Origin of the sequence: Acinetobacter suaedae, from assembly GCF_008630915.1 — a bacterium.
GTDB lineage: Bacteria > Pseudomonadota > Gammaproteobacteria > Pseudomonadales > Moraxellaceae > Acinetobacter > Acinetobacter suaedae.
This window is the reverse complement of sequence record NZ_CP043909.1, coordinates 572,188-597,226: the sequence shown is the minus strand read 5'-3', so window position 1 is coordinate 597,226 and position 25,039 is coordinate 572,188. Positions and strand designations below refer to the sequence as shown.

23 protein-coding genes and 1 tRNA gene are annotated in these 25,039 nt (G+C 38.9%); 10 read left to right on the top strand and 14 right to left on the bottom strand.

All coding sequences use genetic code 11. The features are described from left to right. Window positions 1-43 precede the first annotated feature (43 nt). The gene (locus tag F2A31_RS02885) at window positions 44-763 is read right to left on the bottom strand and encodes a putative nucleotide-diphospho-sugar transferase (RefSeq protein WP_150025083.1); all 720 of its coding nucleotides are present in this window, start codon (window positions 761-763) and stop codon (window positions 44-46) included. Window positions 764-864: 101 nt separating this feature from the next. Beyond that, window positions 865-1,659, bottom strand: coding sequence for a glycosyltransferase family 25 protein (locus tag F2A31_RS02880; RefSeq protein ID WP_150025082.1), 795 nt, complete (start codon window positions 1,657-1,659; stop codon window positions 865-867). A 373-nt stretch (window positions 1,660-2,032) separates the two neighbouring features. Between F2A31_RS02880 and F2A31_RS02875 the strand changes: the two genes are divergently transcribed. Continuing rightward, window positions 2,033-2,938: a glycosyltransferase family protein gene (locus F2A31_RS02875; protein ID WP_150025081.1), complete on the top strand. Its 906-nt coding sequence runs from the start codon at window positions 2,033-2,035 to the stop codon at window positions 2,936-2,938. Between the two features lie 96 nt (window positions 2,939-3,034). Further along, window positions 3,035-3,928: a lipopolysaccharide biosynthesis protein gene (locus F2A31_RS02870; protein WP_150025080.1), complete on the top strand. Its 894-nt coding sequence runs from the start codon at window positions 3,035-3,037 to the stop codon at window positions 3,926-3,928. A gap of 20 nt (window positions 3,929-3,948) precedes the next feature. Here the strand turns inward: F2A31_RS02870 and F2A31_RS02865 are convergent, their stop codons facing one another. The 8 genes from F2A31_RS02865 to F2A31_RS02830 form a co-directional block, all read right to left on the bottom strand. Continuing rightward, window positions 3,949-4,860: a glycosyltransferase family 32 protein gene (locus F2A31_RS02865; RefSeq protein WP_150025079.1), complete on the bottom strand. Its 912-nt coding sequence runs from the start codon at window positions 4,858-4,860 to the stop codon at window positions 3,949-3,951. A 60-nt stretch (window positions 4,861-4,920) separates the two neighbouring features. Further along, complete coding sequence (locus F2A31_RS02860; protein WP_150025078.1) at window positions 4,921-5,679, bottom strand: glycosyltransferase family 25 protein; 759 nt, start codon at window positions 5,677-5,679, stop codon at window positions 4,921-4,923. 15 nt (window positions 5,680-5,694) lie between these two features. After that, entirely contained in the window at window positions 5,695-6,690 is a 996-nt protein-coding gene (locus tag F2A31_RS02855; protein WP_150025077.1) for a Stealth CR1 domain-containing protein, read from the bottom strand. Between the two features lie 31 nt (window positions 6,691-6,721). Continuing rightward, a complete protein-coding gene (locus F2A31_RS02850; RefSeq protein ID WP_042874730.1) occupies window positions 6,722-7,477 on the bottom strand; it encodes a hypothetical protein in 756 nt (251 codons plus the stop codon). A 162-nt stretch (window positions 7,478-7,639) separates the two neighbouring features. Further along, entirely contained in the window at window positions 7,640-8,800 is a 1,161-nt protein-coding gene (locus F2A31_RS02845; RefSeq protein ID WP_005083356.1) for a nucleotide sugar dehydrogenase, read from the bottom strand. Window positions 8,801-8,941: 141 nt separating this feature from the next. Further along, complete coding sequence (locus F2A31_RS02840) at window positions 8,942-9,868, bottom strand: branched-chain amino acid transaminase (RefSeq protein WP_150025076.1); 927 nt, start codon at window positions 9,866-9,868, stop codon at window positions 8,942-8,944. A gap of 28 nt (window positions 9,869-9,896) precedes the next feature. After that, window positions 9,897-12,644 carry a bifunctional [glutamate--ammonia ligase]-adenylyl-L-tyrosine phosphorylase/[glutamate--ammonia-ligase] adenylyltransferase gene (glnE, locus tag F2A31_RS02835; protein ID WP_150025075.1) on the bottom strand — a complete coding sequence of 916 codons (2,748 nt, stop codon included), beginning with the start codon at window positions 12,642-12,644 and terminating at the stop codon, window positions 9,897-9,899. Window positions 12,645-12,731: 87 nt separating this feature from the next. Continuing rightward, window positions 12,732-14,003 (bottom strand): sensor histidine kinase, encoded by a 1,272-nt coding sequence (locus F2A31_RS02830; protein WP_150025074.1) that lies wholly within the window; start codon window positions 14,001-14,003, stop codon window positions 12,732-12,734. 307 nt (window positions 14,004-14,310) lie between these two features. Here F2A31_RS02830 and F2A31_RS02825 point away from each other — a divergent pair. The 8 genes from F2A31_RS02825 (at window position 14,311) to secF (ending at window position 21,902) form a co-directional block, all read left to right on the top strand. Next, window positions 14,311-14,397 (top strand) — tRNA-Leu (locus tag F2A31_RS02825). A gap of 64 nt (window positions 14,398-14,461) precedes the next feature. Next, entirely contained in the window at window positions 14,462-15,496 is a 1,035-nt protein-coding gene (gene queA, locus F2A31_RS02820; RefSeq protein ID WP_150027639.1) for a tRNA preQ1(34) S-adenosylmethionine ribosyltransferase-isomerase QueA, read from the top strand. 160 nt (window positions 15,497-15,656) lie between these two features. Further along, window positions 15,657-16,685 (top strand): hypothetical protein, encoded by a 1,029-nt coding sequence (locus F2A31_RS02815; protein ID WP_150025073.1) that lies wholly within the window; start codon window positions 15,657-15,659, stop codon window positions 16,683-16,685. Window positions 16,686-16,747: 62 nt separating this feature from the next. Further along, window positions 16,748-17,317: a LemA family protein gene (locus tag F2A31_RS02810; RefSeq protein ID WP_005089127.1), complete on the top strand. Its 570-nt coding sequence runs from the start codon at window positions 16,748-16,750 to the stop codon at window positions 17,315-17,317. 96 nt (window positions 17,318-17,413) lie between these two features. Then, window positions 17,414-18,541 carry a tRNA guanosine(34) transglycosylase Tgt gene (gene tgt, locus F2A31_RS02805; protein WP_150025072.1) on the top strand — a complete coding sequence of 376 codons (1,128 nt, stop codon included), beginning with the start codon at window positions 17,414-17,416 and terminating at the stop codon, window positions 18,539-18,541. 99 nt (window positions 18,542-18,640) lie between these two features. Further along, on the top strand, window positions 18,641-18,970 hold the full coding sequence (yajC, locus tag F2A31_RS02800; RefSeq protein WP_004640804.1) for a preprotein translocase subunit YajC: 330 nt from the start codon (window positions 18,641-18,643) through the stop codon (window positions 18,968-18,970). Window positions 18,971-19,021: 51 nt separating this feature from the next. Beyond that, the gene (secD, locus tag F2A31_RS02795) at window positions 19,022-20,923 is read left to right on the top strand and encodes a protein translocase subunit SecD (RefSeq protein WP_150025071.1); all 1,902 of its coding nucleotides are present in this window, start codon (window positions 19,022-19,024) and stop codon (window positions 20,921-20,923) included. 10 nt (window positions 20,924-20,933) lie between these two features. Beyond that, window positions 20,934-21,902, top strand: coding sequence for a protein translocase subunit SecF (gene secF / locus F2A31_RS02790; protein ID WP_150025070.1), 969 nt, complete (start codon window positions 20,934-20,936; stop codon window positions 21,900-21,902). A gap of 62 nt (window positions 21,903-21,964) precedes the next feature. Here the strand turns inward: secF and F2A31_RS02785 are convergent, their stop codons facing one another. From F2A31_RS02785 to F2A31_RS02770, 4 genes are read right to left on the bottom strand one after another with little or no spacing between them, the layout of a single operon-like run. After that, window positions 21,965-22,612, bottom strand: a complete 648-nt coding sequence (locus F2A31_RS02785; protein WP_150025069.1) for a 4'-phosphopantetheinyl transferase family protein — start codon at window positions 22,610-22,612, stop codon at window positions 21,965-21,967. Between the two features lie 25 nt (window positions 22,613-22,637). Beyond that, window positions 22,638-23,072, bottom strand: coding sequence for an excinuclease (locus F2A31_RS02780; RefSeq protein WP_150025068.1), 435 nt, complete (start codon window positions 23,070-23,072; stop codon window positions 22,638-22,640). Between the two features lie 14 nt (window positions 23,073-23,086). Then, window positions 23,087-24,310 carry a beta-ketoacyl-ACP synthase gene (locus F2A31_RS02775; RefSeq protein ID WP_150025067.1) on the bottom strand — a complete coding sequence of 408 codons (1,224 nt, stop codon included), beginning with the start codon at window positions 24,308-24,310 and terminating at the stop codon, window positions 23,087-23,089. Beyond that, complete coding sequence (locus F2A31_RS02770) at window positions 24,310-25,035, bottom strand: 3-ketoacyl-ACP reductase FabG2 (protein ID WP_150025066.1); 726 nt, start codon at window positions 25,033-25,035, stop codon at window positions 24,310-24,312. Before F2A31_RS02770 ends, F2A31_RS02775 begins: the two co-directional genes overlap by 1 nt. Window positions 25,036-25,039: the final 4 nt, after the last annotated feature.

The window sequence follows — 25,039 nt, the reverse complement described above, 5'->3', positions numbered from 1 at the left end:
TCTAATCATAATTAGAGCCTTTTATTTTTATCATCTTGAAATATTAAATTAAATCATCAATTGAAATCCGAACATCAATCCCTAATTTTTCGGCACGATTATTAACAACATTATGACGACTTACAATTTTACGTGTACTTTTTAGTAAATAAGGTATCCGCATTAACCACTGATGAAAGCGATTTCTGCTTCTGTATTTATCAATCCATCTTTTATCACGGCTAGCTTGTAGCTGCTCAATAATTGGCTCAACACTATCCCCATAAGTTCGTCGAGATGTGTCAAAAATAAATGTATAATTTGGTGGTAATTTATTCAAAGTTACCTTTTTTTCTTCCACCCATTCATCAATCAATTCTTGGAGTACAACTTGATCCCAACGCTCAGGTTGTTCTAATTGTCGACGCTCCCACTCATTAATTAATAATCTAGCATTTGGAGTATCATTAATCAGAATTGTACTACTAATTAATCGATTACCATTAATGTAATGTACTGCAATATCTTCTTGAATAGATTCAAAAAAAGGGCGAATATCTTTCAAAATAATTGCGTCAGCATCTACGAAAAGAATAGGCCCCTCAAGCTTTCGGCGCATTTGCGCAATAAAGACTGGCTTAAAAGCAATGATTTTTTGCCAATCGTCTTTCGAGAACTCGCTAAAGTGTACATTTATATCAAATTTTTCGGCTGAACGTTGCAAAATTTGGGCATGCTTTCTATACAAATTATCGTCTGTATGGAAGCCAAAAATTGTTAACATGAAAGCCCTACAATATATAAAACAAGAGATTAATCTTAAATATTCGCTAGTATTTAGTCAATCCAAATAATGTTTAAACTTGAAAAATCAGATAATTAGTTCTATTTGAATTTGACCTTAACTATAGCTTCAGCTTTTAACAGCCTTATGAACTGCGTAAAGAAACGTGTTAACTCTCTTGTAATTTTTTTATGTAAACTAGGTTTTTCTTCAATTTTAATACAGCTACCTTTTCTTGCTTTTCGATCTTCAGCTAAATAACTCGGCAAAGTTGTATTATTACGCATCAAAATAAAATCCTGAATACAAATAGCAGGCATCATTTGATATACCTTGTATTCACCTTTTACTAAATACTCTTTAAACATAATATGATCAATTGGAATTAATTTCTTATACTCTTTTATAAAAGCAAGTAATGCTTTCGCTCCTGAGTTTGATAATATATAACCACCTGTTCCCATATGCTTAGATTTAAGGGCCACTAGTTTTCGATTAGAAGTTGGTATAAATGAAGAACGTATTGATGCTAGAACCTTAGGATAAAAAGCTTCTACCTTTATAATATGTGCATTATCAGGAATCCAATTAGTATTGGATAATATCTTATTAGCCTGTTCACCTAAATGAATATCATCTTCAAAGATTCCAATATAATCTAGATTATCATCTATAGCTTTCTGCCATAAAACAACATGGCTTAACAGACAAGCAATCTCACTATTTCTCAAATCTGAATTTACAATATCTAGCCCAAGGTCTTTTGCTACAGAAGAAATTAAATCTGGTGTAATTGCATCAAAAAAACTAAATTTTATCGCATGTTTACTAAATTCTGAGGTGATATGTTCACGACGTTCATTTGCAGATACAAGACTAATAACATAATTTTTCATAGTATTAATTCAACAAATAAAACTGTGATAGTTGAGCTAGGCGGCGCATAGGATACTTGTTTTTTATCTTGATGTATACATGATTTAAGATATTGTTATCCTTAAACAAAAAAAATTTCTCAATAATAATCATACATCTACAAAACACACCATATTATCTGTAAAATTCATTCTAAAAAGTATTATATTTACTTATACTTAGTTGCCACCTCTCTTGAATTTATCTGTTTCTTAAGATATACGATTCCTTAATACACTAGCTAAGTTTAAGCGCTATAATTACAATATGAAATAAAACTCGGCATGCAATCCATCAAAGATAAATGATCTCCTTTGTTGCATTAATTCTTAATTTGTAAAAGTGTTGTGAACTATGAATAATGAAGTGATAAAAGTTTTTGTAGGTTGTGATCCCAATAACTGCGACCTAGAACAAATGATGGTTCTAGACTATAGCCTCCATAAACATACTCAACATCAAGTCCAAATTACATGGATGCAGCTTAGCCATGATCCAAAGAGCCCATGGTATACTAATCAAGATAGCAAGGAAGGTTGGCGTACAGAGAAATGGGCGACTCCTTTTTCAGGTTTTCGATGGGCAATTCCAGAATCATGTAACTATCAAGGCCGCGCGATTTATATGGACGCAGATGTCGTTGTTCTATGTGATATTGCAGAGTTATGGGCACACCCTAAAACAGATGAAGCTATTGTAATTGCAAAAGGAGGCAAGAATTCAGCTCGTTTATGTACCTGTGTTTGGGATTGTGAAAAGGCAAAACACTATTTACCCCCATTAAAAGATATCCAAGCAGACCCCGATGCTCACAAAAAACTAATGCAGTTGTTGAAAGATAAACCTGAATTAGTTCAATCTTATCAAAGTTCTTATAATAATATTGATGGTGAAGATCTTCCTATCGAACAAATAAAAATTTTACATTACTCTGATATGGGAACACAGTTTAGTCACAAATATTCACTTCCCCGACTTGAAGCTTCTGGCCAAAAACATTGGTTTGATGGAAAAATCATGCCTCATCCAAGACAAGACTTAACTGAATTATTTGACCAATATTATCAAGAAGCTTTATCTGCTGGTTATCGCCCTGAAAACTATATCATTCAACCATTTGGAGATTTTTCTAAAGCTACTCAGATAAATTACCATGGTAATAAAGTGACTCGACCTGCGGATGATAAAAACTGGTTCACACGCTCTATTGAAAATCTAAAATCGAAATTTAGAAAAAAAAGATTCTCATTAGATGATTAAGCTAAGTTAATGGTGATGGTTGTCGTTATTTAATGATAACCATCATCTTAAAATAATAGTGCAAGCAATTCCCTCTACTGTAGTTTGAGTTTTTACATGTTTCATTCTTTTTCTAGTCAACTTTTAAGAAATATCTATAAATTCGTTTATAAGATTCTCTTTCCTAAAGAATATAAACATAATCGTCGTTTTTGGCCACTTTATCGGGCACAACGTAATGCACAAGGCCGTTTAGAAAAAATTTTTTTTAAGAAACAACTCATTTCAGATAATTTAGGACCAGTAGAAACTAAAAACAAAAAATGCATGTTGATTGCGACAGGACCATCTATACATCAAATTAGCTCAGATACATTACAAAGACAGGATATTGATTATATTGGAGTAAATGGCGCTATTTCTTTACAAAACATTCATTTCTCACACTATATTATTATTGATCATAATTTTATTGAATGTCGCTTCGATTTAGTAAAAAAGGTTCTGATGACAAATTGTACTTTTTATACCACTCCTCGTTGCCTCGATATGATCTTAAGACAAATCGAATTTCATGATCTCAAATGTAAAATCAAAACGATAGAAACAATTACGCGAGATATGGTTGAAGTATTCTTATCAAAGAAAACCTTTGTAGATAAACACAATAAAAACTTTTACATCCAAAATAATTTCGGTTTTTCTAAAGACATTTTCGAAGGAACTTTTGATTATTTTACAGTTGCTTATGTTGCTTTACAGGTTATAAATTCATTAAATTATAAAGAAATTTACATTGCGGGCTTAGATATGAATAATTTTAATAGTCCTCGCTTTTATGAAACCTTAGATGATAAACAACCAACATTATTGGACCTTCACGCAACAACTGTCTTGAGTGCCTTTGACACCGCCGCATTATTTTTTAAAGAAAATGGAATTGAAGTTTTCAATCTATCCAAAGATAGTGCTGTTGAATCATTCCAAAAAATTGACCCAAATACAGTTTAGTTTTAGATCAATTTAAATGGTTAAATATCTAATAATGAACCTTTAAAGTACATTCCTTTTTCGTAATAACGACTTAAAATCCCTCTTTCCTTGCCTGCTAGTTTAATGAGTTTAGGTGGTCTAGAGGGAGCTATATGAATTGCCATATCAATTAACACCTTTTCTTTTACCCACTGATTTTTTACCTGATAAAAAAAAGCATTTTTATCACAATTAACCAATGTCATGCTTGGTAAATGTTCTCTCATAATCTTTTGACAAGCGACATATGCCACTAAATATTCAAGACGTCCTATTTCTTGAAAAATATCCCCTGCATTAGTATCCGTACTTTTAATCTGTTGAATATAAGTTTTTGGGCCTAACTCAATTGCCTTAAATAACTCATCAAACCACTTTCTAAAGAAAATATTTTTAGGGGGACTTGCTAACAGCCAATTTTCTAAAACTGGAAAATTTGGACAAGTGGTATTTTTCTTGCGGTAGTAAGCAAAACTATTCGTTTGATTTTCGACAACTAGTTTTTGTATCCAATCAAGATTTTCATAAACAATAGTACTCGCATCAAGCCAAATCCCACCGTACTGATAAATCAGTTCAAAACGGATGAGATCAGCTTTTTGCTGAGGAGTCGCATGTTCTAAACGATGATAGTCAATATCACAATATGTTTTAACATTGTCAGGAGTCAAAAAATTAACCACATAGTCAGAGTTTTTTCTTCTAATATTTTCGACACACTTCTCAACAAACTGTGGTAATTTCCCTTCCCAATACATCCAAATAATTTTTGGGATAGTTGTATCCACTTCTGTTGGATTGAGAACAATAATATCGGCATAATTATCTATATCATCATTGATCCTACGTGTTTCATTCGAATACATCGTGTAGAATTTCAAGATATAAAATAGCTTCTTAAAGATTTTCATCCAAACACTCAATTGAAAGTGAATACAATAATAGAATTTTTAGTCACTTCAATCACAATCTTAAGAGAGTAAATGTCGAATTGCGTAAAAACGGTCACGCCACATTCTTTTCTGCTTCTTAAAACCATGTGAAGCACTTCTATTTTCCAGTGCTTTGCGCTTAATACCCTGTGTTGCCACAGTGCCTAAAATATCACTATCAATCCCAGCAGGCTGAACAAAAGGCTGCCACACCCCCAATCCTTTGCCATTTTTACTTAACCAGCTTTGAAAAAAGATATCGACAGGAACTTGCATGGTTTTACCAAGCTCAACAAATGCCTCAGCACCTGCTCTTGACCATACTAATCCTACACCACGGATGGGAAAGTAATAAGCATGCCAGATTGTATAACCATCAATCTGAACAATGTCTTTTGCCAATTTCTTCTTTTTTGCAGCAAGATTAACCACATACCATTCGAGTTCTTTATGCTGATCAAGATAATTTATTAATGAATTAAGATTTTGTTTAAAGTTCGGCAACACTTGAATATCATCTTCAAGAACAACAAGATAATCCGCATCCGTTTCTAAAAATTTTTTAGCACAACCATAATGGCTGAGATAGCACCCCAACTCAGAGCTAATTAAACTACGACCTAATATTTTTTGGGCCGCAACATCGTCATAATCTTCAAACTCCGATAAAGCTTTGCCACGTCCATCATAAGCAGGGAAACGAGAAAATGCCCAACCCGCTTGTTGCAACTGAGCTGTCGCATTTGCTAAACGCTGATCACTACCCTCTAGATTTATGAGATAAGTAACAACTTTCATCCGATCTTCCTTTGCTTATCCTGCTATCGTCGCTTGGATCTGACTAGGCAAAACATCTTTAAATTTATGAATAAGTGCATGGCGTATATGCTGTTCATCATTGTGTTGCAGTTGGTCCAAACTTTGGATACAACCAAATTTAATATCAGGATTTGATAGAGCCTGAGTAAACGACTCTAAATCACGATGATCTTTTAAATAAGCGATTTCAACATCATCGTTGAGAATTGCTTGGTCATTTTTAATCGCTAGGTGATTAGATAAACCTACAGGTAATATCTGATCGATATTCCTAAATTTAAAGCTAATTTGCTTCTGTAATTGTTGCATATTTTTTTCAAAATAATTGCATAGAAGTATCCGACTCAAGATATGCGGACGATGGTGAATCTCAAAATATTGAGACATGCCAACACAATCTGCACTTAACATTTGCGCCATTGTATATGAGGGTTGTGCCAGTTTTCCAAATTTATTTTGCACAAACTTTCTAACAATATATTTGATTTTTTTTACTAGATTACTTTCCCAATGCCCATACATCACCATTTGACTATCAATTAAAAAGTCTTGTGGATCAGAGGGTTGATTAAAGAAGAAATCATCATTTAAATAAATAAAATAATCTGAAATACTCGGGATATTCCAAAGCATCGTTTCAATACTTAAAGAATTAAACGTCGGCAATGCAAATTCGTATCCTCTAAACAACTCCGTGTGGTCGACCACTCTAATCTTGCCTTTCTCACAGAGATTCTGCTGCTCAAACTGATCCAGCCATTGGGGTGTTTGTTGATCAGTGACTACATAAATTTTCCCACAATACGGTACAAATTTGAGTATGGAGGCAATACAGAAATAAATTTCATCATTACTCGCAAAACGCGTTGCGTCTAAAGCATTTGACGGTGCAGTTTGATTTATAAATTGTTGACGCTTGTTTTTTAACTTAGGATCATTTCCATCCACCCAAGCAATTACGATATCAATAGGTTGTATTGTATCTTTCATAAATCAAACTCTTGTAATGATGTCGTCTTGCTTACTGCCAAGACTCTTTGATCCAATCAGAAGGCAATACATAGCGATACCACTTACCACCACCACCAGAAACTGCGTCAGGTGGGTTAATCTCACCATGGAAAATAATAATTTTTGCACCTTTCGGCTTGATTGGCGGTTGGAAATACGCAAATGGTACTTTTCTTAAACAGTGGTATTTGTAACTCTTACACCAATCTTTATCCCAATAACTCAGCTTCCCCTCTTTGTGTACAAACCAAGAGAGATATTCTTGTTCATTGCGGAATTTTTCACGGATTTCATCAAAATTTTCACGGAAATAAGGCAAAATCCCAGAAAACTCGCCGAGTTTAAAGCGATACACGGAACTATTACCCGTGACACGCCACGGGCGTTTCCAATCGTGGATAATTAAAAACTCACCTGGTGCCTGAAAGAAACCATCGATGTTGTCGACAATCACCACGTCTAAATCGAGAAAAAGTGCATTGCCTTTTAAACCATAAAGATCAGGTTCAAAAGTAGATAATTTATTCCAGCCACGCTCTGGTGCACCTTCAGGTAAATCTAAAGATGGAATCGGAAAACATTGGACATTAGGGTCAATACCTTCAGTACGATCCGTCAAACATACCATTTTAAATGGCAATGTAAGATGGCGCTTCACCATGTTATACAAACGATTGACGTATTCAGCACCGTATTTGGTTCCCCACTTCATACACAAAATAATATTTTCTTCGTGTGTTTCTGAATTTTGTTGAATATCGACCATTTGATAACCTTGAATGCCTGAAATCGTATTATTGCTTGGCACATCCAAATCGCAAGCTTTAAATAATATGCACCGAATATCAACTATCTTAGCATAGGCATGATTAAATTGATTATTATAAATTCGTCAAACAACAAGTATCACCCTAGGTTTGTTTTTAAACTAATTCACCCCAAACAAATCACGTGTATAGATTTTTTCCATCACATCCCCAAACATTGGCACCATTCGGTTCACGATGATCAAGTCCGACTGGTTTTTAAACTTTTGCAAACTAAACTCAATCGGATGACCTAAATATTCCTTCACATCCAGCGTCGGTTCATAAATCACGATTTTGATCCCATGATCAGCGAGACCTTGAAGTACATCATGCACCGCAGACTCTCTAAAATTATCTGAATCAGCTTTCATGGTTAATCGATAAATCCCAACACATGCAACATTTCGGCTTAAAATATCTTCAATAATCGCTTGTTTGCGTGTTTGGTTGGATCGAATAATTGCTGAGATCAGTTCTTGTGGTGTTTCGTGATAATTGGCGAGCAACTGTTTGGTGTCTTTCGGTAAGCAATAACCACCATACCCAAAAGACGGATTATTGTAGTGATCGCCAATTCGCTGATCCAACCCTACACCTTTAATAATATCTAGCGCGCTTAATTTATTTTTTATGCAATAGGTGTCCAACTCATTAAAGAAAGCAACGCGCATCGCCAAATAGGTGTTAGAAAATAATTTAATTGCTTCAGCTTCTGTGGACTCTACGCACAGCAATACTGCATCTTTTTTAATCGTTGCTTTTAGATACAGCTTAGCAATTTTCTCCGCACGCTTCGATTTCTCACCAACAATAATACGAGCAGGATAGAGATTATCTTGCAAAGCTTGCCCTTCCCGTAAAAACTCAGGGGAGAAAATCAGATTTTTTAATTTGAGTCTTTTCGAGATTTCTTGGGTATAACCGACAGGAACTGTTGATTTGATTAACATCAACGCTTTGGGATTGACAGCCTGCACATCATTAATCACGGCTTCGATACTTGAAGTATCGAAATAATTCGTTTCAGGATTATAGTTGGTGGGTGTTGCGATGATAATCAGCTTAGCATCTTGATAAGCCAAAGTCTTATCGCAAGTCGCCTCAACGTGAGATTCAGATAAATAATTTTGAATACAGGTATCACTGATCGGAGATACTTTCTGATTGATTTGCTTCACTCGAGCCTTATCAATATCTAAGATCATCACATCGTGTTGTTTGGAAAATAATAAGGCATTCGATAAGCCCACATACCCAGCACCAACCACCGTAATTTTCATTGTTACTCTATTTTTTAATTTTGCTTATAGATTAAGCTAATTGAGTTAAATGAAAGATTGATGATCGTTTGGTTGCAATCTATTGACAGTTTTAGCATAAAAAAAGCGAAGTCTAAGCTTCGCTTTAATCATAGATTAAACTTATTTGATATAAGTTAGCCAATGTGCATACTTGTCGTTACGACCTTGTACGGCATCAAAGAATGTCTTTTGAATTGCAGTGGTGATCGGACCACGTGAACCACAACCGATTTGACGGTCATCATATTCACGAATTGGCGTGACTTCAGCAGCAGTACCCGTAAAGAAAGCTTCATCTGCGATATAGAATTCATCACGCGTGATACGGCGTTCAACGATTTCATAACCCAAGTCTTTCGCAATGGTCATCACGGTTTGACGAGTAATCCCTTCCAATGCACCACCAGCCAAATCTGGTGTATGTAACACACCATCTTTGATCAAGAATACGTTCTCACCCGCGCCTTGGCATACAAAGCCCTGAGGATCAAGCAACATTGCTTCGTCATAACCTGCACGCGCCACTTCTTGATGCGCCAAGATTGAAACAGTGTAGTTACCACATGCTTTTGCTTTACACATGGTCACGTTTGGATGATGGTGTGTAAATGAAGAGGTTTTTACACGAATACCGTGCGCCATTGCTTCTTCACCAAGATATGCACCCCACCCCCACGCAGCAACCGCAGCATGAATCGTATTTTCAGTCGCAGCAATACCTAACTTCTCTGAACCAATCCAAATAAGCGGACGCAAATAGCAAGATGCCAATTTATTTTCGCGAACAACATCAATTTGTGCTTGTTCTAATGTCGCTTGATCAAATGGCACATTCATTTGATAAATTTTTGCTGAATTTAATAAACGCTTAGTGTGATCTTGCAAACGGAAGATGGCTGTTCCATTTGGTGTTTCATAAGCACGAACACCTTCAAAGACACCCATACTATAATGCAGTGTATGCGTTAAGACGTGAATTTTTGCATCACGCCAATCAACTAATTTTCCATCTTGCCAAATAAAACCATCACGATCAGCCAAACTCATCGCACATACTCCATTTTTTTCTACACAATTATTCACTTTCCAATGCTATTGCAGTTGGATCAACTAATCTTTGCCATAACTTGCAAACGATCTCACGGGTATCGTGCCAATCCGCAGCATTGACTTGCATAGATTGATTTGCAAGCGCTAGACGGTGACTCTCAGCTCGTTCACGGAGATAAGCGTGGATTAATGCTGTGGCATCTTCACTGGATAAGCAGCCTGCTTTAGCAGCATCTTCTAGAATTCTTACATTATCGGAATAATGGGCGAGATCTGGATTCGTCCCACTCCATGCAAGTACCGCATACTGTGCCATAAATTCAATGTCAACGATACCACCTGAGTCCTGTTTTAAATGAAAAATCCCATGTTTTTTTTGTTCAGAAGATGAACCTAAATGATCTTTCATTTTTTGGCGCATTTTGATCACTTCTTCACGTACCATATTTTCATCACGGACTTGGGTTAGGATCTGACAACGCACCTTTTCGAACTGCTGACATAATGCCTTCTCACCAGCGATAGATCGCGCACGAACCAGTGCCTGATGCTCCCACAGCCATGCATTTTTTTGTTGATATTGCTCAAAAGCCTTGAGGCTTGTCACCAACATTCCTGCTTCACCTGAAGGCCGCAAACGTGTATCAATTTCATAGACACGACCATCCAATGTCTGCGTAGTCATCAAAGACATGAACTTCTGTGCAACACGGATTGCAAATTCAGCGCCACTAATTGACTTACGTCCATCCGTTTCACTTTGCTCTTCAAAGGTATGAATAAACACTAAATCAAGATCAGAACCATAACCAAGTTCAATGCCACCCAATTTTCCATAACCGATCACAGCAAAGCCTTTGGCATCTAAACTACAACGTGCGCCCGTATTACTGAGTGGATAACCATGACGCTGTGCAACTGCTTCATAAGCTAAATTCAATGTGGCCTGTACACTAACTTCTGCAATATCAGTTAAGGCATCAGATACTTTCATTAGCGGACTTTCTGCCAATACATCACTGGCAGCAACCGTTAAGACATTACTCTTTTTAAAGAGTCGCAACACTCGCATCTGATCTTCAACTTGATCAATTTCAATGCGCAATAACTGTTGGCGTAACGAATCTTCCAAATCTTGACGCTGTGGCAAACCAAAATCCATCGACAAAAATTCATCTAACAACACCGGATATTGTGCCAGTTCCTCGCAAATCCACGGACTCACTGTTGCCATTTTTACGAGTCGCTGCAAAGCGCCACGACTTTCCATCAACATCACTAAATACACAGTGCGGCGTAACACCGACTCCACCAATGGCATTAAACGTAATAATGCCACTTGAGGCTGATCTGACTGTAAAATTGCTTCTATCAAATGTGGCCAGAACTTCTTTAATCGTTCTAGCGCACTGGCTGGAATCTTGCGTAATGCTTGTCCATGCCAAAAATTCTGAATCAAATTTTGCGCATCAGGATCTAGCACTGCATTCAATTGCTGTTCCAGTTGGATAAAATCATCAATCGGCGCAGAGAATTCTTTTTCCTGAATCAACTGTTTAAACTGAACTTTAACTTTGTCTCGCTTCTGATTGAGCTCAGCTAAAAAAGCGGACCAATCGGCAAAGCCCAATGTATCCAGCATCCGCTGTCTCAGATCTAGCTCTGTTGGTAAAGACTGGGTTTGTTGATCGTTCAGTGCCTGAATGGCATGCTCAACTCGTCTTAGAAATAAATAAGCATCTTCTAAATCAATAACCGCTTGCTCATCCAGCAACTCAGCTTGTCCGAGGTGTTGCAAATTCACCAAACATTGACGATCTTGTAACTCACGTCTCGAACCACCATAAATCAACTGAAAAACTTGAACAATAAACTCGATTTCGCGAATCCCACCTGCACCCAACTTGATATCATCTTCAATATTACGGCGCATGACTTCACGTTCGATCATGGCTTTCATTTCACGCATTGCAGCAAATGCGGAATAATCCACATAACGGCGAAATACAAATGGACGTGACATTTCCATCAGATCATCGCCAGCTTGCCCCCCTATGATGACCCGTGCCTTAATCCATGCATAACGTTCCCACTCTCGTCCGTGCTGGCTTAAATATTTCTCTAAACCACTGTGACTAATGGCTAATGCCGAGCCATCCCCCCATGGACGCAAGCGCATATCGACACGAAAAACAAAGCCATCAGCAGTGATATGATCCAGCAAATAAATCAGTTTCTGCCCCCACAGAATACAGAATTGCTGTACATCGATACATTTTCGGCCATTGCTTTCACCTTGTTCGTCAAAAGCAAAAATCAAATCAATGTCACTGGATAAATTCAGCTCTTGTGCGCCTAATTTCCCCATACCAATCACAATCAAATCCTGAAACTGACCTGAATATCCAATCGGCTCACCATGTTTGGCAATCAAAGGAGGCAATGCAAATGCCTTTGCCGCACAAATACTAGCATCAGCAAAGTCTGATAACTCTCGAGTTAATGTCACAACATCTGTAAGTTGATTGGCATCCTGCCAAATCCAGCGGAACATCAATCTAGCACGTAAGATACGTAAGGCTTTCATCCAAGCCTGTTCATCACTTATATCCGCAACAGCACGTTGAACCTTGTCAAAAATATTTTCCGTCGAGAGTGGGCGAAGAAATTGATCTTCTGCATAATCTTGTTCTAATTGTAATGTGTATAAATTTAAAACTTGTTCTGCATATTGACTTGCGACTAAGGTTTTTTCTAACTGTTCCACATTCATATAAAAAAAGCTCAACTGATGCCATCGTAATAAGATCTATAACACCATTGTAGTTATATCAGTTACTGACCAAGGATTAAAATCTGTTTAGACTAATTTTTCCTGACTTTTATTTTGCTCAACGCACAAATCTACATGCTCTCGCGCAACAGGCAACACCACTTTAAACAAAGTCCCTTCTCCTTCTTTTGAACTAGCACTAATCTTCCCATGATTCATTTCTACAAAACGCTTACACAGCGCCAACCCCAGCCCTGCACCTTTCTCTCCTGCAGTCCCTTTTAAACTAATTGTAATACGCGGTTGAAACAAATCTTTAAGCTGATCAGGAGTCATACCTAAACCCGTATCTTTAACGTAAATCTCCACAACCTCACCATGAGCTTTTGCTTGAATATAAACTTTACCCGAACCATCCACATCGGTGAACTTCAATGCATTTGAAACCAGATTTTGGATGACAGAAGTAATCATATTCATGTCAGCATAAACTTTAAGGTTTTCATCCACCTCATTCACCAGTTCAATATGCTTTTTCAAAGCCAAGGTTTTTAAAATATCGGTCACAATATTGGTTATTTGCCGTAACTTGAAATTAATTGGGTGATAAACAAAACGTCCTCCTTCAGCCATCGCCCAATTGAGTAAACTTTCTAATAAATTATAAGTTGATTGTGAAGTATCATGCAGATAATCTGCGATGTTTTGAATACTCGACTCGTCTAGGGTTTCACGCTCTTTTGCAAGAATCTCTGAAAATCCTAATAGACCATGAAATGGTGCTCTTAAATCATGGGAAATAATCGAGAAAAACTTAGTTTTACTGACATTGAGTGCGGCTTCTTGCTCATACAGTTCTTTTAATTCGTCATGATTAAATTTCAACTCAAGCTGCTGCATAAAGTTACAACAATGGGCTTGCAGTAACTCTTTTTGCAGTTCTGTAAAAGCTTCAGCCTCTTCATCAAATAAAATCACATACCCCAGCGATGTCTGGTCAGGATGTCTTAGATGTAATGCAACAGCACGTTGTACCTTCTTCTTGAAAACATTGAGAAAAGCAATCAAACGTGGGTAGCGTGGATGAGCACTGTCAATCAGGTCATCATTGACAAACAAGGTATTTAAACTTTTTGCAATTTTTGCAGAATCAATTGCTTGTAGTTTTTCTGGGCAACGATGCCACAAATAGGGTTCTTGGTGGAATGCGAGCAATGCGGTACTTGCCTGCATCAATTTACGATTAAATTGCAGGAATTGTTCAATCAAGTTTTGCTCTGAGTTAAGACCCAATGAAAGTGAAATTTTACAAGCACTTAGCTTATCGGCTTGATGTAATTCTAATAATTGAATAGCCATGCCCGCCTCTCGAATATTATCATTATTTGGTTATTTACGTTTTATTAAGAAAAATGTGAAAACCATCACTTATAACTAACAAACTTTTACATAAAAGGCAATTGCTGCTCCCGACAATTTCGCAACAAAACGTGAAATTTCAACAATAATTTATTTCATTTTTATAAAAATAGTAATTTTTGAACAATTCTTATAAAAAAACCTAAAAAAACGATAAATTGCTCTAAAATTCAGCAACTGTTAAATCTGCATGATTGACAAGTGATTTAAACAAGGTATTATACGCAACACAAAGCATCGCACTCTTCCCGAGGTGGTGAAATTGGTAGACGCGGCGGACTCAAAATCCGCTGTCAGAGATGACGTGTCGGTTCGAGTCCGACCCTCGGGACCAAAATTTCGAAACCCCAAACTAGCACTAAAAGTTTGGGGTTTTTTCATATGTGGTAAAGAAAAATATGCAACTCTCCGACTTCTCTTTTGATCTCCCAGATGACCTTATCGCTCGCTACCCATTAGAAAGCCGCAGCGCGTCACGCCTACTCCATATCGATGCTCAAGGTCAGTATCACGACCATGCTTTCACCGATATTCTCGATCTACTTGAAGAAGGTGATTTACTGGTACTCAATGACACGAAGGTCATGAAAGCCCGCTTAAAAGGCAAACGTGCTACAGGTGGAGCAATCGAGATTTTGGTTGAACGAATGCTCGACACGCATACAGCACATTGCCATATCAAATCAAGTAACTCACCGAAAGCAGGTGCTGAACTCTATGTGGGTAAAGATGCAGTACCAGTAACTGTACAAGGTCGTCATGAGAACTTGTTTGTGGTCGAATTTTCACAGCCAATTTTATCTGTACTGGATCAATATGGTCAGTTACCAATTCCACCTTATTTCAATCGTGAAGCCGAAGAAATTGATACGGAACGTTATCAAACCGTTTTTCACAATCCTGAAAAAATTGCCAGCGTCGCTGCCCCTACAGCAAGTCTACACTTTGACCAAGATTTATTAGAAAAATTGGCAGCAAAAGGCATTCAAAAAACTTTTGTCACTTTACATGTCGGTGCAGGGACATTTATGCCTGTTCGTACAACGGATATTACCAATCACATTATGCATAGTGAATGGTGTGATGTACCGCAAGCGACGATTGACCTGATTTTGGAAACCAAAGCACGTGGTAATAAAGTTATTGCAGTAGGCACTACGGCGACCCGTGCGCTGGAAAGTGCAGCACAAGCAAATGATGGCAAAATCGCAGCATGGACAGGCGACACTCAGATTTTCATTTATCCAGGTTATCAGTTCTGTATCGTGGATCGTTTGATTACCAACTTCCATTTACCTGAATCGACCTTATTGATGCTGGTTTCAGCGTTGTCGAATCGAGATAACATATTGGCTGCGTATAAACATGCCGTGGAGCAACGCTATCGCTTCTTTAGTTATGGCGATGCTATGTTGATTGATAAACTTGCTTAAATATATCTCCATAGGCTAAATCATGGTTTAGCCTATTTTTATCCAATAAAACCAACTCAAATAAAAAAGCCAATAGATTTTACATCTGCACTTCTTAGTTTCTGAAATTTAAAGCATAATCCACTCATCATCGACCTATTATAATGAACTGATCCTTTCCATGCCGATCGATACTGTACAACAAGCGCTTCATATAAGACGTAAAAAAAATGCTCAGGTTTTCCGTAATATCGCTCGGCTTTGGGATATTGGAAACAAATCAACCAATGATCAAGAGTTACTCGACAAGCTACATCCGTGGGGTGAAGCACATGATCTACATTTTTTTAATGTACTCCCCTTGCTTCTCACCATCTTTAGTGTCTGTTGCTTAGTGTTTGGCTACTTTATTCATCCGCATATTCAGTTCATTTGGAGTTTTTTAGCTGCATTTTTGGCAGGATTTTTAGCCTATCTTCTCTATGAGTCGAAACAACCTTTAATTCAGGTGACCGAGTTTCTCGAACAACGCATGATGACGCTACGTTATCAGTTAAATTTCCAGCAACTCCCAACCTATCTCCCAATCCAAGCACAACCCAGCTTAGTCATCAGCCGACTACGACAACTCTTTCCATTGTTTTATCGTGGTACTGAATCCAATCAAATTACCCAATATGCATCTACGACGTGGCATGATGGAACAACTGAGCATCAAGTTCTCATATTTCAATATCACTATGTCAGTGAAATGCCGATCCTACAAGATAAAACGAGTGATAAAAAAATCGTCAAGGAAATTCACAAAGATTTGTGGGGGGCTTTCATATTTCAAATGCCCAACTTAGGTATCGCTGTCAGCAATCAACGCACTCGTTTTTTTGAACCTTATGGTAGTGTTTGGGAAAGTAGTGATATTTCGGTGAATCGTAATCTAAAAATTTTTGGCTGTAGTCAACATGAACTGGCTAAAAGCATTAGTCCGAGTATGACCTTAAAATTACATGATTTTTTTCAACATTTTAAAGGTGATTTAATTTATCATCATCAAGAGCAAATACTTTGCTATGTTGGGGAACAAAACCTATTACAAACAACCAGTAAGCGCGATCAAATCAATGATATTCCTGCATTACGTGGACATTTACGCACCATGACCATGCCTCAATATCAAAGGTTTCAAGAATTGATGCTTAACTTAATTCGATAAAATTTCCCTCAACGGCTCATACATAGCATAAGTCGAAAGGGACAAAATAAAGGGGTATGGCGATGACAGGCTTAATTATTTTCTTAGGCATTTTCGTTGTCTTAATTGTTTGGGGAATTCATATCCGCAATACGATTGTGCGATATTTCAATGCAACCAAACGTGCGTGGGCAGAAGTTGCCAATTTCGAACGCCAGAAAGTCAAAACCTTAGAGGCTTTAGAAGATACGCTCAGTAAATACACTGTGTTTGAAAAATCAACTCTAGAGCAAGTTACGGCTTTACGTCAGCAAATCATGAATTTGAATGTAAATGACACCGATATTGCTAAATTGCAGCAGATTGAAAAATTAAATACCGATTTGATGCGTAGTCTAAATGTCGTTGTAGAAAACTATCCAGAACTAAAAGCTGACACGCTATACAGCAAAATGATGGATGATATCCAAGAACAAAATGAAAATGTCGGTGCAGCAATCACCATATTTAACCGTAATGTCGAGTTATTTAATAATCACATTCAGATTTTTCCAAACAACTTAGTCAATACCATGACCTTAGCAAAGAAAGCGATTCGTCCTTTTCGCGATCCAGTGATTGACCGTAATTTTGACTACAAACCAAATTTTTAACGCTAGCTACATTTAGTAGTAGAACTACACGCCATAATCAAGGAAAATACTCGCTTTTGATCAGCGAACTGTTTTTTCGCCTTGATGGATAGTGTCATGAAATTTGAAAAATTAGGCCAGTCGGGGCGCGCCCGTCGTGGTCGACTTACCTTAGAACATGGTGTTGTTGAAACACCTGTATTTATGCCTGTCGGTACCTATGGTACGGTAAAAGGCATGTTGCCTCGTGATATTGAAGAAATTCAGGCACAGATTATTTTAGGTAACACCTTCCATTTATATTTACGCCCAGGCTTAGAAGTTATTAAAGAGCACGGTGGTCTACATGAGTTTATCCAATGGGATAAGCCGATTTTGACTGACTCTGGCGGCTTCCAAGTATTTAGCTTGGGCGCAATGCGTAAGATCAAAGAAGAAGGTGTGACTTTCCGCTCACCGATCGACGGTTCAAAAGTGTTCTTATCTCCAGAAATTTCAATGGAGATTCAACATGTGCTTAACTCTGACATCGTGATGATCTTTGATGAGTGCACACCTTACCCTGCCACTCGTGAAGAAGCACAAAAATCACTACAGCTTTCATTGCGCTGGGCAAAACGTTGTAAAACGCACCATCACGATGAACTCAAAAATAAAAATGCATTATTCGGCATTATTCAAGGTGGAATGTACGAAGACCTGCGCGATGAATCACTCAAAGGTTTACTAGAAATCGATTTCGATGGTTATGCCATTGGGGGTTTATCCGTAGGTGAACCTAAAGAAGAAATGATCAAGGTATTGGATTACCTTCCAAACAAAATGCCAGAAGACAAACCACGTTATCTAATGGGTGTAGGAAAACCAGAAGATATCGTTGAAGCTGTTCGTCGTGGTGTCGACATGTTTGACTGTGTTATGCCAACACGAAACGCACGTAATGGTCACTATTTTGTCACCGATGGGCTTGTAAGAATTCGCAACAGTAAATATCGTCATGATAAAGGGCCATTAGACCCACATTGTGATTGTTACACTTGTAAAAACTTTACTCGTGCCTATTTATATCATTTAGAGAAGTGTGGTGAGATGCTGGCATCCATGCTAGGCACAATCCATAACTTACGCTACTACCAACGCTTAACTCAAGGCATGCGTGATGCCTTGGATAATGGCACATTTGATGCCTATGTTGAGGACTTTTATGCACGTCGTGGTTTAGATGTGCCACCTTGTCCAAATTAACCCATCAGGATTTGCACGCAACGCCAAGACAAGGTACATTGCAAAACGAATTGGAACTTAATGTCAATTTTTTGACCTTTTAAACTTTAGGAAATTAAAATGAGCTTTTTCATTTCTACTGCCCATGCTGCTGATGCAGCTGCCCAAGGCCCAAGCTTGATGGCAAACTTATTGATGATCGCTGTATTTGTTGCGATCTTCTATTTCTTGATCTGGCGTCCACAAGCAAAACGTGCCAAAGAGCATCGTAGCTTGGTTGAAAGCTTAGGTGTTGGTAGTGAAATCGTATTTGCTGGCGGCTTAATGGGCAAGATCATTCGTTTGGATGGCGACTTTGCAACAGTTGAACTCAGCCGCGGTGTAGAAGTAAAAATCCAACGTGCAAGTGTTATTTCAGTCTTACCTGAAGGCACACTCAATAACCTTTAATCATAAGATAGTCGTGCCTAAGCACGACTTTTTCATTTAAGAAGAAAGCGAATGCGTTACCCTGCATGGAAATATTTACTGATCCTTGTTGTCTTTGTGATCAGTACGTTATATGCACTTCCAAGCCTGTATCCTGATGAACCTGCAGTCCAGATTTCGGGCGCCAAAGCAGGTACTCAAATTGATCAGAGCGTAGTGCAAAGAGCTGAGCAGATTTTAAAAACGGCCAATATTAGCAGTCATGATGGTAGTTTCTCCAATAATGCGGCTTTACTCCGTTTAAGCTCATCTGAAGAACAGCTCAAAGCAAAAGCCATCCTCAGTCGTGATTTAGGCGACGACTATGTGATTGCACTCAACCTTGCACCAACAACACCAGTATGGTTGCAAAAGATTGGGGCGAAACCGATGAAACTCGGTTTGGACTTACGTGGTGGTGTACACTTCTTACTCGAAGTTGATATGGATAAGGCAATTAGTCAGCGTATGGAAACATCCGCAACTGATTTACGCCGTCAATTCCGTGACAACAAAATTAAGTTCAATAACCTCGCTTTAAACAATAATACAATTACCATCCAATTTGCCAGCAATGCAGATCGTGATGCAGCGGCTGATTTCTTACGTCGTAATGGTAATGAGTTTAATCAGCAATCCATTGCCACAGCGACTGGTGCAACATTAAGATTGAATTATACTGATGCTCGTCGTCAGGAAATCCAATCCTATGCTGTCAACCAAAACTTAACGACTCTACGCAACCGTATCAATGAATTAGGGGTTGCTGAAGCCTTGGTTCAAACTCAAGGTAGCAACCGTATTGTGGTTGAGTTACCGGGTATCCAAGATACAGCTGAAGCAAAACGTGTCCTCGGTCGTACAGCCAACCTAGAGTTCCGTTTGGTTGCAGATAGTAACGATCAATATATCGATCCTTATACACGTAAATACAATGGACAACCTGTGCCTCCAGGAACAGAAGTTTTTGCTTTTGAATCTCTAGACAGTGGCCGTGACTTATTGCTTAACCGCAATCGTATTTTAACGGGTGAACGTGTACAAAATGCGAGCTCTGGTTTTAGCCAAGATACAGGTGGTGCTGAGGTAAATATTACCTTGGACAGTGCGGGTGGCAAGCTCATGGCAGATGGCACACGTAATGCAGTTGGAAAACGTATGGCGGTCTTGTTTATCGAAAATAAACAACGCATTAGCTACGTCACTGATCCTGAAACAGGGGCACAAACCGAAGTTCGTACACCTTACACTGAATCAGTTGTCATCAATGCAGCAACGATTCAAGCGGTGTTGGGTTCACAGTTCCGTATTACAGGTCTAGATTCACCTCAAGAAGCTGCTGAACTTGCACTGATGTTGCGTGCGGGAGCGCTTGCTGCGCCAATGTATTTCGTTGAAGAACGTGTGGTTGGTCCTAGCTTAGGTAAAGAAAATATCGAAAAAGGGGTTCAGTCAACCATTATTGGCTTTATCTTAGTCGCAATTTGGATGGTAGTGTTCTTCCGTCTATTTGGTTTGATTGCAAACTTTGCCCTGATTTTTAACCTTGCGATGATTTTAACGGTCATGTCATGGTTAGGTGCTTCCCTCACCTTGCCGGGTATTGCAGGTATTGTCATTACCATTGGTATGGCAGTCGATGCGAACGTATTGATCTGCGAACGTATTCGAGAGGAAATGCGATGGGGTGCATCACCGAAACAAGCCATTGTTGCAGGTTATGATCGCGCTTATAACACCATCGTTGATTCCAACTTAACCACATTCCTTGTTGCATTTATTTTATTTGCAATAGGTACAGGTCCGATCAAAGGCTTTGCTGTCACTTTGATGATCGGTATTGTTTGCTCGATGTTTACTGCAATTACAGTGACGCGTGCAATCGTACAACTCATTTATGGCAAACGCCGTAATTTGACCAAGTTGAGTATTTAAGGAGATTGATATGTCAGATCTGACTCAACGTGACTCAAAACAATACGGTCGTCCAGATGATTTAAAAATCATCCCATTTATGAAGATCGCCAAACCTGCTGCGATTATTTCGATCTTACTAACGATTGCGAGTATTTTCTTTATTGCAACCAAAGGACTCAATCTTGGCTTAGATTTTACCGGTGGTGTTTCTGCTGAATTGAACTATCAAAATCCAGTTCAACCTTCACAGGTTACCCAAGCGCTCAATCAAGCTGGTTTTAAAGATGCTGTAGTTCAGACTTTAGGAAGTAATACTGATCTGATTGTTCGTATGCCTGTACAAGATGATCTAGTAGTAGAAGATCTTAGCCAAAGTATCACTCAAGCAGTTCAGTTACCGAATAATACGGTGAATGTACATAAAGTGGATGCTGTTGGTGGTGCAGTTGGAAATGAACTCTATGTGCGTTCAGCCGGTGCGGTTGCGCTTGCACTCATTTTAATGCTGATTTATGTCACCATTCGTTTTGAGTTTAAACTCGCAATGGGGGCAGTGATGTCACTGTTCCATGATATTGTCATCATTATTGGTGCATTTGCTTTATTCCAATGGCCATTCGATCTAACCGTTTTAGCAGCTCTGCTTGCGATTATCGGTTTCTCGTTGAATGATAACATCGTCGTTTCAGACCGTATTCGTGAGAACTTCCGCAAGATCCGTGACACAAGTTCTCAAGAAATTATTGATATTGCTTTGACTGAAACACTTCGTCGTACCATTCATACGTCTGCAACCTTATTACTGGTTGTCGTTGCCATGTTTATCTTGGGTGGTGATGGCTTACATTGGTTCTCAGCAGCGATGATTGTTGGAGTCTTTGTTGGTACTTACTCATCCATTTACATTGGTACAGCCTATGCTTTATGGCGTGGTCTAAGCCGTCAAGACTTTATCGTGCAAGTCAAACCTGAATTTGAAGATGATCAGATTCCTTAAATCTCGGCTTCTCTAGATTCAAACCAAATGCCAGTGTAACCACTGGCATTTTTTTATTCACATCAGTGCTGAATAATTTGAAGCTGTGGAAACTGGAACCCACGGCATGACTGCTCACTTCGCCATGCCACAGTTATCACAATACGATTTAAGATAAAATTTTGATAGGCAAATGTTCCGATCAGGGGGTGCGTACACACTCCCCCAGTCTGTTCAGGATGAACCTGTGTATTTAAACTATTTAAATCTAAACGAATCCCCAAGCCCGAAGCTTTTAATATTGCTTCCTTCGTCGTCCACACCTTAAACCAATATTCTTTGTTCTGCTCTTGTTTCCAGATTTGATATTCATCAGGATGAAAAGCATGTCGAGCAAGCGCATCAAATCGAACTTTTCGGTCTAACTCCTCGACATCAACACCAATATCTCGGACACGTTCACTCACTGCCAAAGCATAATAATGTCGACTATGTGAGTGGTTGAAATGTAAAGCGTGAGAGCTTAAAAAAGGCTTACCATGTTCATGTTTAGCAAAGCTGAGCGCTTCAATACCACTCTGCAAGTGCTCAGCCAAAAGCTGGTCACGGTAAGTTCTTATTTGCTGTTGTTTATAAAAATTAAAGCTGCTTAAATCAGCAAAATCTGTTTTATTTTTTTTCAGCAGTTGAGCCAATGCGCGTACATGTACTTCAATTTTATGTGTAGTCATTGGCTTAACCCGATCTCATCTATGCTTAAAATTTAACAAGATCGCCTTTGAGCGCAACACTCGCTACAGCCATACCTTTATAACATTGATAGGTAGTCGAGCTTTGTGCTTCATTCTTTTTGAAATAGCTCACAATATTGGTCACGGCATTAGCACCACGCGCTTTCGCTGCTTTGTCTAATTGTATCAATGCAGAACGAAGCACCCAGTCACATGACTTTTCAGCCGATTTACCAAAACCATTGGTCTTCTGGTTGGTCACAATATCTTGTTCTAACACCTTGCCACCAGCTTTATTACCTTTCAGATAGAACTTTACGGTCCCATCTAAAGTACCATCAGCAACCGCACGATCCACTGCCGCTTTGAAATCAAAATTATGTACCGTATCGGCAGCTTGAGCAGATGCAGCAAAGCCTGTGCTTAGAATTGTTGCTAGAAATAATTGTTTCATTGACATTATTATGCCCCTCGTTATGTTACACATTTAAAAATCAGTGAGGTATTAATCCCGCCAAAAGCAAAGTTATTGCTCATCATGATCTTGATATCACCCGTTCTCACCTGTCGAGTAATATAATCCAGATCACCACATTGTGGATCAACTTCATCCAGATTCAGGGTTGGAATCCATTGTCCACGTTGCATCATTTCAATTCCTAACCATGCCTCAATGGCACCACAAGCACCTAGCGTATGTCCAAAATAGCTTTTTAAGGAGCTGATCGGTTTACGTCCCAGTATCCGTGCAGTGGCCTGACTCTCTGCAATGTCGCCTTGATCGGTTGAAGTACCATGTGCATTGACATAATCAATCTGGCTAGCATCTAGCTTGGCATCTTTCAGCGCCATTTGCATACATTGCCCCATTCTTTCTGTATCAGGCTTGGTGACATGCTGTCCATCGGTATTACTGGCATAACCAATAATTTCAGCATAGATTGTGGCTCCACGCTGCTTGGCATGTTCATATTCTTCAAGAATCAGACTCCCCGCACCTTCACCAATCACCAAGCCATCACGTTGCGTATCAAATGGACGTGGTGATTTTTCAGGATGATCATTCATGCCACTGGTCGCCAACAGCACATCAAACACGGCGGCACCTGCGGCACTCAGTTCCTCTGCGCCTCCAGCAATCATGACCGTCTGTTTGCCATATTTAATCGCTTCATAAGCCTGACCAATCGCCATAGAACCAGAAGTACATGCACTCGACGTTGGTAAGGTTAACCCTTTCAGACCAAAATAAACCGTCATGTTCACTGCACTGGTATGCGACATCATCCGGATATAGGTCGTCGCATTGATCTTACTCATATCCTGATCAATCAACATATTACCAAACTCGCGAACGGCATCAACACTACCAGCTGATGAACCAAAGGCCACGCCAGCTTCACCGCTACTTAATATCTCATGACCGATTAACCCAGCATCTTGTAAGGCATTTTCAGCACTAATGACGGACATTAACGCGACACGCCCCATACCACGCGTCACTTTGCGATTAAAATGCTTGGGAATATGAAAATCTGTCACAGGACCTGCGAGCTTGGTTCTTAAATCTGGATATTGCTCCCACTCAGGCATATAGCAAATGCCACTTTTACCTGCATGGAATTGTGCAAAAATTTCATCTGCGGTTTCGCCTAATGAGGTAATACCAGCCATGCCTGTAACCACAACACGCTTCATCAGATCAGTCCTCCATTGACCGAAATCACCTGACGGGTAATATACGAGGCTTCATCTGAACACAAAAATTTGACTACACCAGCCACTTCATCGACGTGCCCCATGCGTTGCATTGGAATCATTTTTAGGGCGTGTTGCTTAACTTCCTCAGTGACCATTTCCGTTTCAATTAAGCCTGGTGCAACACAATTCACTGTAATTTTGCGCTTGGCCAATTCCAGAGCCAATGCTTTGGTCGCGCCAATCAGGCCTGCTTTTGCTGCACTATAATTCACTTGTCCACGATTGCCCATAATGCCCGATACCGAAGACAGCGTGACAATACGTCCACCTTTACGCAAATGAATCATTGGCATGATCAGTGGTTTAAGTACATTATAAAAACCATCTAAAGACGTCGAAATGACCTCATCCCAATCCTGATCAGTTAATGCAGGAAATGCACCATCATGGGTAAGACCGGCATTCAGCACCACACCATAGAAAGCACCATGCTCTTCAACATCTTGTTCTAATAGGCTTTTGACATGCTCACGTTCATTGACATCAAATAATAAATAATGACTGTTTTGCCCAAACTTTTGAATCTGTTCAACCACCTGAATTGCTTCGGCCTCACGTGAACGAGCATGAATGGTCACATCAAAACCTGCCTGTGCCAAGTGCAATGCAATTGCTTTACCAATGCCACGACTTGAACCCGTAACTAAAACTCTTCTATTCATTGTT

Bases quoted from the DNA above. Each gene is read 5' to 3' on its own strand.
- queA (WP_150027639.1), top strand. From the start codon at position 14,462: ATGCAACTCTCCGACTTCTCTTTTGATCTCCCAGATGACCTTATCGCT.
- glnE (WP_150025075.1), bottom strand. From the start codon at position 12,644: ATGAATGTGGAACAGTTAGAAAAAACCTTAGTCGCAAGTCAATATGCA.
- F2A31_RS02770 (WP_150025066.1), bottom strand. From the start codon at position 25,035: ATGAATAGAAGAGTTTTAGTTACGGGTTCAAGTCGTGGCATTGGTAAA.
- secF (WP_150025070.1), top strand. From the start codon at position 20,934: ATGTCAGATCTGACTCAACGTGACTCAAAACAATACGGTCGTCCAGAT.
- F2A31_RS02880 (WP_150025082.1), bottom strand. From the start codon at position 1,659: ATGAAAAATTATGTTATTAGTCTTGTATCTGCAAATGAACGTCGTGAA.
- F2A31_RS02810 (WP_005089127.1), top strand. From the start codon at position 16,748: ATGACAGGCTTAATTATTTTCTTAGGCATTTTCGTTGTCTTAATTGTT.
- F2A31_RS02885 (WP_150025083.1), bottom strand. From the start codon at position 763: ATGTTAACAATTTTTGGCTTCCATACAGACGATAATTTGTATAGAAAG.
- F2A31_RS02785 (WP_150025069.1), bottom strand. From the start codon at position 22,612: ATGACTACACATAAAATTGAAGTACATGTACGCGCATTGGCTCAACTG.
- F2A31_RS02830 (WP_150025074.1), bottom strand. From the start codon at position 14,003: ATGGCTATTCAATTATTAGAATTACATCAAGCCGATAAGCTAAGTGCT.
- secD (WP_150025071.1), top strand. From the start codon at position 19,022: ATGCGTTACCCTGCATGGAAATATTTACTGATCCTTGTTGTCTTTGTG.
- F2A31_RS02850 (WP_042874730.1), bottom strand. From the start codon at position 7,477: ATGGTCGATATTCAACAAAATTCAGAAACACACGAAGAAAATATTATT.
- F2A31_RS02870 (WP_150025080.1), top strand. From the start codon at position 3,035: ATGTTTCATTCTTTTTCTAGTCAACTTTTAAGAAATATCTATAAATTC.
- F2A31_RS02865 (WP_150025079.1), bottom strand. From the start codon at position 4,860: ATGAAAATCTTTAAGAAGCTATTTTATATCTTGAAATTCTACACGATG.
- F2A31_RS02840 (WP_150025076.1), bottom strand. From the start codon at position 9,868: ATGAGTTTGGCTGATCGTGATGGTTTTATTTGGCAAGATGGAAAATTA.
- yajC (WP_004640804.1), top strand. From the start codon at position 18,641: ATGAGCTTTTTCATTTCTACTGCCCATGCTGCTGATGCAGCTGCCCAA.
- F2A31_RS02875 (WP_150025081.1), top strand. From the start codon at position 2,033: ATGAATAATGAAGTGATAAAAGTTTTTGTAGGTTGTGATCCCAATAAC.
- tgt (WP_150025072.1), top strand. From the start codon at position 17,414: ATGAAATTTGAAAAATTAGGCCAGTCGGGGCGCGCCCGTCGTGGTCGA.
- F2A31_RS02845 (WP_005083356.1), bottom strand. From the start codon at position 8,800: ATGAAAATTACGGTGGTTGGTGCTGGGTATGTGGGCTTATCGAATGCC.
- F2A31_RS02775 (WP_150025067.1), bottom strand. From the start codon at position 24,310: ATGAAGCGTGTTGTGGTTACAGGCATGGCTGGTATTACCTCATTAGGC.
- F2A31_RS02855 (WP_150025077.1), bottom strand. From the start codon at position 6,690: ATGAAAGATACAATACAACCTATTGATATCGTAATTGCTTGGGTGGAT.
- F2A31_RS02815 (WP_150025073.1), top strand. From the start codon at position 15,657: ATGCCGATCGATACTGTACAACAAGCGCTTCATATAAGACGTAAAAAA.
- F2A31_RS02780 (WP_150025068.1), bottom strand. From the start codon at position 23,072: ATGTCAATGAAACAATTATTTCTAGCAACAATTCTAAGCACAGGCTTT.
- F2A31_RS02860 (WP_150025078.1), bottom strand. From the start codon at position 5,679: ATGAAAGTTGTTACTTATCTCATAAATCTAGAGGGTAGTGATCAGCGT.